This is a genomic window from Streptomyces hiroshimensis (assembly GCF_014650335.1).
Lineage (GTDB): Bacteria > Actinomycetota > Actinomycetes > Streptomycetales > Streptomycetaceae > Streptomyces > Streptomyces hiroshimensis.
This window is the reverse complement of record NZ_BMUT01000018.1, coordinates 75,001-87,213: the sequence shown is the minus strand read 5'-3', so window position 1 is coordinate 87,213 and position 12,213 is coordinate 75,001. Positions and strand designations below refer to the sequence as shown.

Annotated in this window: 11 protein-coding genes; 7 read left to right on the top strand and 4 right to left on the bottom strand. The window is 71.6% G+C overall.

Going from position 1 to position 12,213, the window contains the following annotated elements; all coding sequences use genetic code 11:
* The first annotated feature begins 29 nt into the window (after positions 1–29).
* Complete coding sequence (locus tag IE241_RS30650; protein ID WP_190025120.1) at positions 30–1,481, top strand: DUF6519 domain-containing protein; 1,452 nt, start codon at positions 30–32, stop codon at positions 1,479–1,481.
* Positions 1,482–1,604: 123 nt separating this feature from the next.
* Positions 1,605–2,957, top strand: coding sequence for a TolB family protein (locus IE241_RS30645; RefSeq protein ID WP_190025119.1), 1,353 nt, complete (start codon positions 1,605–1,607; stop codon positions 2,955–2,957).
* A 55-nt stretch (positions 2,958–3,012) separates the two neighbouring features.
* On the opposite strand, the gene IE241_RS30640 is transcribed toward IE241_RS30645, so the two are convergent.
* Positions 3,013–3,954, bottom strand: coding sequence for an SMP-30/gluconolactonase/LRE family protein (locus tag IE241_RS30640; RefSeq protein WP_190025118.1), 942 nt, complete (start codon positions 3,952–3,954; stop codon positions 3,013–3,015).
* Positions 3,955–4,104: 150 nt separating this feature from the next.
* Between IE241_RS30640 and IE241_RS30635 the strand changes: the two genes are divergently transcribed.
* Entirely contained in the window at positions 4,105–5,085 is a 981-nt protein-coding gene (locus IE241_RS30635) for a winged helix-turn-helix transcriptional regulator (RefSeq protein WP_229900069.1), read from the top strand.
* Positions 5,086–5,204: 119 nt separating this feature from the next.
* Positions 5,205–6,302, top strand: a complete 1,098-nt coding sequence (locus tag IE241_RS30630; RefSeq protein ID WP_190025116.1) for an alpha/beta hydrolase — start codon at positions 5,205–5,207, stop codon at positions 6,300–6,302.
* A 102-nt stretch (positions 6,303–6,404) separates the two neighbouring features.
* On the opposite strand, the gene IE241_RS30625 is transcribed toward IE241_RS30630, so the two are convergent.
* Positions 6,405–7,580 carry an MFS transporter gene (locus IE241_RS30625; RefSeq protein ID WP_190025115.1) on the bottom strand — a complete coding sequence of 392 codons (1,176 nt, stop codon included), beginning with the start codon at positions 7,578–7,580 and terminating at the stop codon, positions 6,405–6,407.
* 66 nt (positions 7,581–7,646) lie between these two features.
* Here IE241_RS30625 and IE241_RS30620 point away from each other — a divergent pair, with 66 nt between their 5' ends.
* Positions 7,647–8,048: a MerR family transcriptional regulator gene (locus IE241_RS30620; RefSeq protein ID WP_190025114.1), complete on the top strand. Its 402-nt coding sequence runs from the start codon at positions 7,647–7,649 to the stop codon at positions 8,046–8,048.
* A gap of 129 nt (positions 8,049–8,177) precedes the next feature.
* Positions 8,178–9,824 carry a D-alanyl-D-alanine carboxypeptidase/D-alanyl-D-alanine endopeptidase gene (dacB, locus tag IE241_RS30615; RefSeq protein WP_190025113.1) on the top strand — a complete coding sequence of 549 codons (1,647 nt, stop codon included), beginning with the start codon at positions 8,178–8,180 and terminating at the stop codon, positions 9,822–9,824.
* Here dacB and IE241_RS30610 read toward each other — a convergent pair.
* Positions 9,815–10,621 carry an alpha/beta fold hydrolase gene (locus tag IE241_RS30610; protein ID WP_190025112.1) on the bottom strand — a complete coding sequence of 269 codons (807 nt, stop codon included), beginning with the start codon at positions 10,619–10,621 and terminating at the stop codon, positions 9,815–9,817. The two genes, dacB and IE241_RS30610, sit on opposite strands and share 10 nt — an antisense overlap.
* A 119-nt stretch (positions 10,622–10,740) precedes the next feature.
* On the opposite strand from IE241_RS30610, the gene IE241_RS30605 reads away from it, so the two are divergent.
* A complete protein-coding gene (locus IE241_RS30605; protein ID WP_190025111.1) occupies positions 10,741–11,340 on the top strand; it encodes a TetR/AcrR family transcriptional regulator in 600 nt (199 codons plus the stop codon).
* A gap of 288 nt (positions 11,341–11,628) precedes the next feature.
* Here IE241_RS30605 and IE241_RS30600 read toward each other — a convergent pair whose 3' ends face one another.
* A complete protein-coding gene (locus IE241_RS30600; protein WP_190025110.1) occupies positions 11,629–12,147 on the bottom strand; it encodes an RICIN domain-containing protein in 519 nt (172 codons plus the stop codon).
* Between the last annotated feature and the right edge of the window lie 66 nt (positions 12,148–12,213).

The window sequence follows — 12,213 nt, the reverse complement described above, 5'->3', positions numbered from 1 at the left end:
CGCGCTTCAACCAGGGAGCCCGAACACCCATGCAAGGCGACTTCTCGCGCGTCACGTTCGACAAGGACCGGCGGTTCTCGGCCGTCCTGGCCCAGCAGGGACGCGTCCAGCTCGATGCCGACCTCAACGAGCAGACCGCCATCCTGATGCACTACATGCGCACCCTCGTCACCGATCTGTTCGGGCCGGCCGTCTATCCCGCCGGTCCCAAAGGGAACGAGGCCGGGGGCTTCAAGGTCGCGTTCGAGAACGGCACCTTCTCCGTGACAAAAGGCCGTATGTACGTAGACGGCATCTTGTGCGAGTGCGAGAAGGGGACCGACTATCAGAGGCAGCCCGACGGTCCCCCCGACCCGGACCGGGCCACGGGCTTCCCCTCGACGATGTTCCTGGTCTACCTGAGGGTCTGGGAACGGCTCGTCACGCCTGCCCAGGTGCCGGCCCTGCGGGAGGTCGCCCTGGGCCTGCACGGCCCCGACACGAGCGTCCGGACCCGCGTCGTCTGGCAGCTCGACTGGATGCCGGCCGACGAGACCATCTTCCCCCTCGATCCGGGCCCGTTCCTCAAGGCCAAGCTCGACGGACGGTTCGAGCCCCGCGGCAGGCTCGCCGCCAAGGCCGCCCGCCCCGAGGAGGGCACTGCCCCATGCGACCTGCCGCCGGAGTCCGGCTACCGCGGTCCGGAGAACCAGCTCTACCGGGTGGAGATCCACCAGGGCGGCACCGCGGGTACGGCGACGTTCAAATGGTCGAGGGAGAACGCCTCGGTGGTCCTCCCGATCAGGTCGGCCGCCGGTGCCACGCTGGAGCTCGAGTCACTCGGCCGGGACGGGCGGCTCGGCGTGGAGGCCGGGGACATCGTCGAAGTCGTCGACGACGCCACGGTCTGCCGCGCCGCCGCGGACAAGATCCTCGAGACGTCCACCAGCCTGTACCGCGTCGTGGAGGCCGACCACACCGCCCGGCAGGTGGTCCTGCACGCCGACCCCTCCCAGGACCGCCATCAGCCGGGCCTCGGCGCCGACCCCGCGCTGCACCCCGTACTGCGGCGCTGGGACCACCGCCCGGAGCCGGTGAAGCCGAAGAAGGCGCAGGAGGGAGCCGAGGGAGCCGAGGGAGCCGAGGAGGCCGAGGGCCCGCAGCACGTGCGCCAGCAAACGCTTCTCGTCAGGCAGGGCAGCTGGATCGACCTCGAGGACGGCGTCCAGATCCTCTTCGGCGCGGGCAAGGACGAAAAAGAGCCGCGGAAGTACCGGGCCGGTGACTACTGGCTGATCCCGGCGCGGGTGGTCACCGGCGACGTGGAGTGGCCGCTGGACGACCAAGGGGAGCGGAGACAGGAGGAGCCGCACGGTGTCGACTATCACTACGCCCCGCTCGCCTTGGTGAGGGAACCCGGAGCCGACGGCAAGCGGGAGCCGAAGGACGTCCGCACGCCCTTCCAGCAGCCGGCCCCGCACAGCATGGGCGGCGGTCAGTAGACCGCGTCCCCCGCGCGGGCCCCTCACCCGTTTCAGCTCACATCCGGATGGCAGCCGGAGGTGGGGCAAGGCATGCTGCCTTCACCGGCACCGACTCACCCCGCATCCGATGGGAGAACGGGCATGGCCGTCAACGGACGACGAATAAGACGCATCAGACGCACCCTGTTAGCCGTCACCACGCTCACCGCGACCGCAGCACTCCTCACCGCCGCCCCACCGGCAACAGCAGCAACAGCAACAGCAACAGCAGCAACAGCCCACGCCCACCCGCCCCGTACGGAGCGGGTCAGCACGGCGGCCGGCGGCGCCGAGGGCAACGGCCAGTCAGTGGCGCCCGCCATCAGCGCCGACGGCCGCTTCGTCGCCTTCGCCTCGCAGGCGTCCAACCTCGTGCCCGGTGACACCAACGATGCCGGTGACGTCTTCGTACGCGACCTGCGCACCGGCATCGTGGTCCGGGCCGGTGTGGGCGACGACGGACGCCAGGCGCGGAGCGGGAGCTGGTCTCCGGCGCTGAGCGCGGACGGCCGATACGTCGCCTTCTCCTCCTTCGACCCCGCCCTCGCACCGGGGGAGCGGCCCTCCACGGGCACGCACGTCTACGTGCGCGACCTGCGCACCGGGCGTACCGAGGCGGTCAGTGTCGGTCTGGACGGCACTCCCCAGCTCTACGCCCACCCCGCCGCCCTCAGTGCCGACGGGCGCTACGCCGCCTTCACCGCGTACGCGCCCCACCACAACCCGAGCCTGGGCGGGTCCACGCTCTTCCTGCGCGACCGCGAGCGCGGCACGACGGAGGTGATCAGCCAGCCGCTGGAGGAGCGCCTGGACACGCCTGCGGTCGGCTCGGTCTCCCTCAGCGCGGACGGCCGGTACGTCGCGTTCGGTGAGGAAGCGCCGAGGATCCCCACACGCATCGACGCGTACGTACGGGACCGCGCGACCGGCGCGCTGCGCAAGGTGGACCGGCTGCCCGGGGACCCGCAGCAGGTCAGCGCGTGGATCCGGCAGCCCTCGCTCAGTGCGGACGGCCGCTATCTCGCCTTCCTGAGCTACCGGGACGGCAAGGAGAGGCCCAACCCCCTCACGCGGTGGGAGGTGTTCGTGCACGACCTGCGCACCGGCCGGACGGTGGCCGCGAGCACCGCGCCCGACGGCGGGCGCCTCGACCGGACAGCGAGCGAACCGCAGATCAGCCCCGACGGGCGCTACGTCGCCTACGGCACCGGGGCGTGCGTGACCGCGGAGCCGGACTGCCGCTATGCGCTGTACCTGCGCGACCTGCGACGCGAGGGACCCGGCGCGACGCGCCGGATCAGTGTCGCCGCGGACGGCGGCTTCCCCGACGGGTTCACCGAGGCGCCTTCCGTCGCCCTGGGCGGGCACGCGGTGGCCTTCGCGTCGTACGCCACGAACCTCGTGCCCGGTGACGGCAACGGGGTCAAGGACGTCTTCGTGCGGCACATGCGCTGAGCCCGAGGTCCCCGGCACCGCGTGTCCGTGCCGGGGATCGGGGGGGGGCAGGAGGTCAGCGGAGGGTCACCTTCAGGATGCGGCCCGAGGCCTCCACCACGAACAGGGCGTGCTGGGCGCTGTGTTCGCCGAAGGCGCGGGCGACCCGGACGCTGCTGGGCATGTGCAGCCCGCTCGCCAGGACGCAGGAGCGGCCGGTGTCCGGGTCCACCCGGATGAGCTGACCGTCGCGGAAGGAGGCGACGACCAGGCTTCCGTCGGCGTACGTGAGGTCGTCGAGGAGCTTGATGTCCAGGAGGTTCCTGCTGAGCTGCGTGACCGTCGTACGGCGGGCCGGGTCGTTCAGCGGGATGCGGAAGACCGGGGACGAGGTGTCGGTGATGACGCTCGCGTACAGCTGGTCGCCGACGATCTCCAGGCCGTTGGCGCCGAAGACGTCCGCGGCCCGGGTCCACTCCTCGTCCTTCGTGCCGTCGGGGCGGACCTTCACGATGCCGGTGGCGAGCTCGCGGCTGAGGTAGAAGTTGCCGCCGGCGTCGATGGCCAGGCCGTTGATGCCCCGGATGCCTCCCACGACCTTCTCGGGCTTCGGCGTCGCCGCGGCCGGGTCGAACCGCATGATGCCGCCGTCCGTCGCCAGCGGGTTCACGCCGTAGTTGACGTACATCATGCCGTCGGGGCCGCGCCGGAGACCGCCGGGACCGCTCACCGGGAAGCTGGTCTTCAGCGTCCCGTCGGGGGCGTATCCCTCGACGCGGTTCTTGAGGATGTGGGCCACCCAGAGCGTGCCGCGGCCGTCGAACTCCAGGTTCTCCCGCCAGTCGAGGACCGGGATGCCGCCCTTGTGGAACACCTCCACGCTCGCCTGCCGCTCGCACGACCCGAGGCCGGCCGCGGCCGGGGCCGCCGGCCCCGCGGCGGCGGCCGGCACCTGCGAGCCGCCGGCCAGGAGCGCGGAGACCAGGCCTGCCGCGAAGAACGCCTTGCGTATGCGCACCGTCATTCCATTCGCCGGGGGCAGGGCCGTCACCGAAGAGGGCGCGACCCGGCCCTTTTCAACTGAGAGGAACCGTGGGTAAGTTGAGCAAAACCGGGCTCGACTATAGAAAAACTAAGCAGTAACTATCAATAGGGAAGGCAAGTGCGCGTGGGACGCAGTTACGACCAGTTCTGCCCTGCCGCCCGGGCCCTCGACGTGATAGGCGGCCGCTGGACCCTGCTGATCGTGCGGGAGCTCCTGCTGGGGCCGAGGCGCTACACCGACCTCGTCGCCGGCCTGCCCGGCATCGGCCCCAATGTGCTGGCCGAGCGGCTGCGCGAGCTGGGCGAGGCGGGCATCCTGAGCCGGTCCAGGCTGCCGCCCCCGGCCGCGTCGGCGGTGTACGAGCTGACCGGCCTCGGCGAGGCCATGCGCCCAGTGGTGGACGAGCTCACCCGGTGGGGTCTGCGTTTCCTCGGCGCGCCGCGGCCCGGCGAACGCTTTCAGCTCGGCTGGCTGCTCGGCTGCGTGCGCGCCGGCTTCCGGCCCGAACTCGCCCGCGGGCTGCACGAGACGTACGAGTTCCGCGTCGACGGCGACGTCTTCCACCTCCGCGTGGACGACGGCACACTCGACGTCCGGCACGGTTCGGCCGCGGAAGCCGCGTGCGTGGTCAGTACGGATCTCGCGACGTTCATGGCGGTCGGCGCCCGGCTGCTGACCGTCGAGGACGCCCTGGAGCGGAGGATCGCCCAACTGGAGGGCGGGCTCGACGCCGTCGGCCGAGCGGTCACGATCCTCGGCGCCCACCTCGAAGCCACCAACGGCCGCTACGGGATCATCGGTGCGGTCGGCGCCGGCTTCCGGCCGGAGGCGGCCCGCGGAATCCGCGAGACCTACGAGTTCCGCGTCGGTGACTTCCTCTTCCACGCGCGGGTCGACGACGGAACCGTGGAGATGGGCCAGGGCCCCGCCCCGGGCCCCGGACCCGCGGCAGCGCTGATCACCGACCTCGCCACCCTGCTCCAGCTCGGCGCGGGCACCCTGGCCCTGGAGGACGCCTTCGCCGACGGCTCGGCAACGCCCGAAGGAGACCCGGGGGCGGGCCTGCGTATGGCCACGGCCTTCGGCGTCGTCCTGGGCCGGTAACGGAAAACCGGAAGGATTTTCTAAAAGAAACCTCTACATCGAGTGCTGGTTGGTCCACACTCGACCCAGCGCAGCCTGCACCTCCCCACCATCCCGGACGTGTGAACGGAACCGCTCCCATGGCATCAAGACGGCTCTTACCCGTACGGCTCCGGCGCGCCACGGTGGCCGTCGCCGCTCTGGCCGCCGCCCTCCTCGCACCGGGCGTGCCCTCCGCGCAGGCCGACGAGCCCGCCCCGCCGAAGCTGAACGACGGCTTCGGCCTGACGCAGACCGGCGGTGTCACCGGCACCGCCACCAACTTCGTGATCACCGTGAAGACGGACGAGGTCGCCGGACCGCACAACATCCGGATCCTGCTGCCGAGCGACTACGCGACCGAACCCATCAAGCGGTACCCGGTGTTCTACTTCCTGCACGGCGCCTCGGACGACCCGGCGAACCCGGCCGTGGCCTACCCCGCCCTCACCGCCGCCAAGTCGATGATCACGGTCATTCCGGACGGCGGCCGCAGGGGCTGGTACACCAACTGGCTCGACCAGAAGACCGCCGCCGGCGCGCAGAACTGGGAGAACTTCCACATCAACCAGGTGATCCCGTTCATCGACGCCAACCTTCGCACCGTCGCCGCCCGGCCGGGGAGGGCGGTCGGCGGCCTGTCGATGGGAGGCTTCGGCGCCCTGCACTACGCCCAGCGGCATCCGGCGCTGTTCAGCCAGGTCGCCACGCTCTCCGGGGCCGACGACCTCTCGCGCAACCACGCGGTCATGCGCGCCGCGGTCGTCGCCACCCTGACCAACATCGGCGCTCCGCTCTGCGGCAGTTCCCACCCCACCTGCAACCTCGACTTCGGCCCGACGGTGTCCAGCGACGCGATCTTCGGCACGCCGTATCCGGTGTTCGACGCCGACTGGCGCTGGAACCAGGCCGATCCGTCCTCGCACATGGGCGCGCTGGCCGGCATGGGCATCTCCATCTACACCGGCGACGGCAACGGCGACGCGGGCAACATGGAGTTCTGGGTCCGGTCGGCGGCACAGCACGCCAAGGACGGCCTGGACGCCCTCAAGTACCCGTACCACTACGTGGACTACGGCAACGGCTCCGGCTGGGGCACCGAATGCAAGGGCGGCCACACCAGCGGCTGCTGGGCGCAGGACCTCGTGGACCTCGTGCCGCGCCTGGAGGCGGCCTTCGCCTCCGCCGCCCCCGCCTGACCGTGGGCGCCGGCCCCGCAGGGCCAGGACGACCCCAGTGGCGGAGCCACGATGTACATCGCGAACGCGAGCCCGACCTTCACCTCCTGCGTGTGAGATCGGTCAGCCGCTCGTGGCGACGGCGCCGCGGGCGGCTGACCGCGCGCGAGGCAGGACGAGATAGGTCAGGGCCAGGCCGGCCGCGCTCAGCAAGGCCCCGGCGAGGCCGGTCCAGCGCAGCGCACCCGCCGCGACCAGCACCCCGCCCAGGGCGGATCCGGCGGCTGCTCCCAGGTTGAAGGCGCCTGCGTTGACCGCGACGGCCAGGGTGGGCGCAGCCCCCGCGTACCGCAGGATCAGTCCCTGAAGCGGGGCGATGGTGGCCGTGGCGAGCAGGCCGAGCCCGAGGACCGCGAGCACGGCGGTGGGCTGCCACACCACCGCGAAGGGCACGAGGGCCAGGACGCCGGTCAGGCTGCCGAACACGCCGCGTACGGTCGCGGACAGGGACTTGTCGGTCAGCTTTCCGGCCACCAGGTTGCCCAGGACGCTGCCCGCGCCGTAGGCGAGGAGGAGCCCGGAGACGGCTGCCGGGGAGAAGTGCGCGATCCGGGCGAGAAGCGGCGTGAGGTAGGTGAAGACGGTGGTCACGCCCGAGAAGCCGACCGCAGTGGCGGCAATGGCCAGCAGGACGGGCCTGCGGGTGACCACACGGACTTCGTCCCGCAGCCGCGTCGCCGGGGCCGGCTGCTCGGGCAGCACGGCGGCCAGCAGCACGGCGGCGGCCAGGGCGAGGACGGTCAACGCCCAGAAAGGGGCCCGCCATCCGGCGCTCTGCCCCAGCAGCGACCCCAGCGGTACGCCGAGCAGGGTGGCCACCGCGAAGCCGGAGGCGACCGTGGCGATGGCCGTCCCGGTCTTCTCCGGCGGCACCACGCCGGTCGTCATCACCATCGCCACCGCCAGGAACGCGGCGTGGCTGAGGGACGAGACCACACGCCCGGTCACCAGCATGCCGAAGGTGGGGGCCAGGGCGCAGACCACGCTGCCTGCCGCGAACAGCAGCATCAGCCCCACGGCCAGCCGTTTGCGGGGCAGACGGGAGGTCAGCATGGTCATCGCCGGGCCGCCGATCACCACGCCCAGGGCGTAGGCGGTGACGGACTGCCCGGCCGTCCCCTCCGATATCCCGAGGTCCGATCCGACTTGCGGCAGCATGCCCGCGATCAGGTATTCGGCCGTGCCGACGACGAAGACGCTCGCGCTCAGGGCGGCGAGCGGGAGGAAGCTCTTGCTCATGTCGCGGACGCTAAACTCTGACATCAATGTAAGAGTCAAGAAGTACAAGCAGTTGCGGGGATCGGCATGAGGATCGGCGAACTGTCCCGGAGGACCGGCGTCCACGAGCGACTGCTGCGTTATTACGAGGCCCAGGGCCTGCTCCACCCCGCCCGGCTGCCCAGCGGCTACCGGGAATACGCCGAGGCGGACGTCGCCGCCGTGCGCCGTATCCGCAGCCTGCTCGCCGCCGGACTGAACACCGCCACCATCGCCGCGATCCTGCCCTGCCTGCGGGAGGAGGACGAGCGGCTCGTCCCCACCTGCTCCGACCTGCTCGCGGACCTGTGCAGGGAACGCGACCGGATCACGCGCGCCATCACCGACCTGCAGACCTCCCGGGCCGCGCTCGACGACGTCATCGCCGCGGCCCCCGCCGAGGTGGCCCACCGGGCGTCGGCCGCGCTCGGGGCGGCGATGCGTGTGTGACGGACCGGCGCGCGGGTGAAGGTGGCGGCCGGGAGGTTCGGCGGGGCGCCCCGCGCGGTACGGCTGCCGCAATCGGCGCGGACACCGGTCCGTGCCGGACCCGGACCGGGAACAGGTGGCGGTGGCGCGATGAGAGGCTTCACGCGGGGATGGCGGGCACGGGCGGGGGTCGCGGCCGCCGTGATCACCGCGGTGACGGCGGCGTCCGCGGGACCAGCGGTGGCGGGCCGGGAGCGCGGGCCGGGTGCCGCCGTCGAGGCGGTGATGCGGAAACCCGCGTACGCGCACGCCCGGTGGGGCCTGCTGGAGGTCGACGAGAAGGGGCGCACCGTCCGGTCGAAGAACGCCGGTGAGTTCTTCATCCCAGGCTCCGCGGCCAAGCTGTTCAGCGTCTCGGCCACCTGGCGGACCATCGGCGGCGGCCACCGGTTCACCACACCCGTGCTGGCCGTGGGGCATCGGCACCGGTCGGCGCTGGACGGCCACCTCGTGCTCGTCGGCCAGGGGGACCTCAGCCTGGGCGGCCGGACGGGCCCGGGCGGCACCATGGAGTACACCGACGTCGACCACACCTACGCCAACGACGTCCCCGGCGCGACGCTCACCCCGCAGAACCCGCTGGCGGGGATCGACGAACTGGCCCGCCAGGTGCGGCGCTCCGGCATCACCGAGGTCGACGGGGACGTCGTCGTCGACTCCCGGCTCTTCACCTCGTCCCCCAACCTGGACCCGGCCCCGACCCCGCTCATCGTCAACGACAACGTGGTCGACCTGCTGACCACCCCGACGTCCGCCGGCCGCCCGGCCCGGCTCGACTGGCGCCCCCACGTCGCGCCGTACCGGGTCGACTCGCAGGTGCGGACCGTTCCGGCGGGCGGCACCACCGACCTCTCCGTCACCGCCTCGCCCGACGGCACCCGCATCACCCTCACCGGAACGATCGCCGAGGGCGCGAAGCCCGTACTGAGGGTCTCCCCGGTTCACGACCCCGACGCCTTCGGGCGGACCGCCCTCATCGAGGCACTCGGCCGCGCAGGCGTCACCGTCCACGCGCCCGCGACCGGCCCCAACCCGTCCGGCCTCCTGCGGCGCGCCCGGACCGGCACGGAGCGCGTCGCGGCGTACGTGTCCCCGCCCTACACCGAGTACGCCAAGGTCATCCTCAAGGTCAGCCACAACCTCGGGGCCAACCTGGGCATCTGCCTGATGGCCGTGCACACCGGCAGCCACCGCTGCGACGACGGCTTCCGGCCGCTGACCGCCTTCCTCCGCAAGGCCGGGGTCGACCCGCGTCAGCTGCAGCTGCTGGACGGCCGCGGCGGCAACCCCGTGGACCGCGTCACCCCGGCGGCGTTCCCCCGCCTGCTGCGGTTCTGGGAGCGCACTCCCGAGGCGGCCCTGTTCCGCAGGGCCCTGCCGATCCTGGGCGTGGACGGCTCGCTCGCCGGCTCCTGCACCCGCGCGGCCACCTGCCCGGCCCACGGCAAGGTCTTCGCCAAACCCGGCACGGTCGCGGGCTTCGACGCCGTCAACAACCGGCTGGCCGTGGGCGGGGACACCCTGGCCGGCTACTTCGACACCGGCCACGGCCGGCGCCACACTTTCTTCATCGGCGTCAACGGCGCCTCCGCACCCGACATCGAGGGCCTCCTGGGCATCCTCGACGACCTCAACCACATCGCGGCCCTCCTGCAGCAACAGGCGGCCATGCCCGGGCACTGGCATGGGCACAGGGCTCGGCACGGCGGCGCGAGCCGCGCCCGGCTTCAGGACTGAAGAACCTGACGCGCCGTCTCCCGTATCGCACCGGCCAAGGGGCCCGGAGCGGTGAGGTGGGCGGCGTGTCCCTGTCCGGTGAGCGTCACGACCCGCGCGTCCGGCAGGACCGCCGCCAGGTCGGCCAGGCGCTCGCGCAGATGGAGGGGGCTGAGGTCTCCCTGGACCAGGGTCGTGGGCAGGGTGAGGGCCGCGAAGCGGTCGGTGCCGACGCCGAGTGCGTCGATCGCCTCGTCGTCGGCGATCTGCGCGTGCGCCGCGGCGCAGACCGCCTCTCGCAGATGCCGGTCGTCGAACATCGCGTCGACCGTGGCCCCGGGCATCCGGACGATGTCGCGCATGTGGATCCGCATCGCCTCGACGACGTCGCCCGCGTCGAGCGCGGCGCGGGCACGTACTCCCGCCGCCCCGGCGATCGGCTCCCGGGTGGGCACCGGCGGTTCGTAGAGGAACATCCCGGCGAAGGCGCCGGGTGCGAGCAACGCGGCTTCCAGCGCGGCGACCGCTCCTGAGGAATGCCCCACGAGAAGCACGGGAGGCTTCAGGAGTTCCGCGATCGCCACGATGTCCGCCGCCTCGTCCGCCATCGAGTGGGGCAGTGCGATGTCCGCGCCGGGGACGTATATCCGCCGCCGGATCCTGACGACGCGGAAGTCGCCGGTCAGGTGGCGGGTGACGCCGTCCCAGCTCGTCGCGTCTCCGCCGCCCGGGTGGACCACCATCAGGGTCGGCCCGGAGCCGTCGTCAAGAGCGGTGATGGGCCGGCCGCCGGTAGGTGGTGCAAGAAGTTCCGTCATGCCCACAAGGATGCCGTGCCGGCCTGCTGACCTGAGGAGGAAGGTACTTTATGGATACTTTTTCTAGAAGTTCCTTCTAGTTGACCCTTGTTGGGCCGGAGGGTGGATACGATCGCCGGATGTCCCCCAAGCAACAACGCGGCGAAGCGACCGCCGACCTGCTCCTGACCACCGCGCTGCGCGTGTACGCGGAGTCGGGCCGGCAGGGGTTCACGGTCAATGCCGTCACGGCCGCCAGCGGTGTCAGCCTGGGCAGTCTCTACCACCACTTCGGCAGCTTCGACGGCCTGGCCGCCGCGCTCTACACCCGGTGCATGGAGCAGTTGCTCGACGAACTCGTCAACGCCGTGAAGCGCTCCCGCACCGCACGCACCGGCGTCCGCGCGCTCGTGCTGGCCTACCTGCGCTTCACCGAGGAGCACCGGGACGCCGCGCTGTTCCTCCACGCCTCGGCCTACTCCGGCTACCTGGTGGCGCACGCCGAGGAGATCCGTGCCGCCAAGGCCGCCAAGCTGGACGGCCTCGCCGAGTGGATCCGGCCGCGCATCGAGGCCGGCGAGATCGCCCCCATGCCCCCGGCTCTGATCGAGGTCCTGGTCATGGGCCCGGTCGCGGAGGCCGCGCGCCGCTGGCTGGCCAGCACCTACGACGACATCGACCTGGCCGAGGCCGCGCGCATCCTGCCCGACAGCATCTGGCGCTCCTTGCGCCCGGACTGAGACCGGGCGCTGTTCGTCGGCTGCATCGGTTCCGTCGGTCCCGTCGGTTTCATCGGATCCGTCGGTTCAACCGGTCGTCTTGACGCACGTCCGGTCGCTCGCCGGGACCGAGCGGGACGGTCACGTCCGCGCACTGCGAGCCCGCCTTCTCCAGGTCGTGGCCTCGGGGGGCCGGCTCCGGCACCGGGCCGCACGTGCCCGCACCACCGCAGCGGAGACTCTCCCAAGCGTGAGGCGGGCGAACGGGTGGAACCCGTCAGCGACTTGAAGGGCGCTGTCCCGCCCGGCTCAGGACGTGCGCCAGTTCTGGGCGGGGCCGTTATTGCACTCCCACATCTGGACGGACGCGCCGACGTACGGGTTGGCGCCGGAGATGTCGAGGCATCGCCCACTCAGGTTGCTCACCAGGCGATTTCCGTCCCAGTGCCACTGCTGAGCCGGCCAGCCATGGCAGTCGAACATGTTCACACCGGCGCCGTTCTCGCGGTTTGACGCGACGATGTCCAGGCACTTGCCCGTCAGGTCGCTGCGTATCTGGCCATTGTCCCAGTAGAACCGCTCGGCGGGATAACCGTGGCAGTCCCACATGTCCAGCATGGCTCCGTTGCCGGTGTTGCCGTCGCGCACTTCAAGGCATCTGTTGTTCATGTACGACACGAGAAGGAAGCCGACCAGGGACTTGTCGGCTTTCTGGGCCTGGACCGGATCGGCCGGGTCCTGTGCCGAGGCTGATGCCGTGAAGAAGAGGCCGCCGATCACGAGCCCCATGGCTCCCAGGAGCCCCACCCATCGGTTGGACTTTCGCATGGCTTACTCCTCGCTGGAGGAAGTGGTCATGGACACCGCATGCCGATGTGTTGCCTGCCCGAGGAT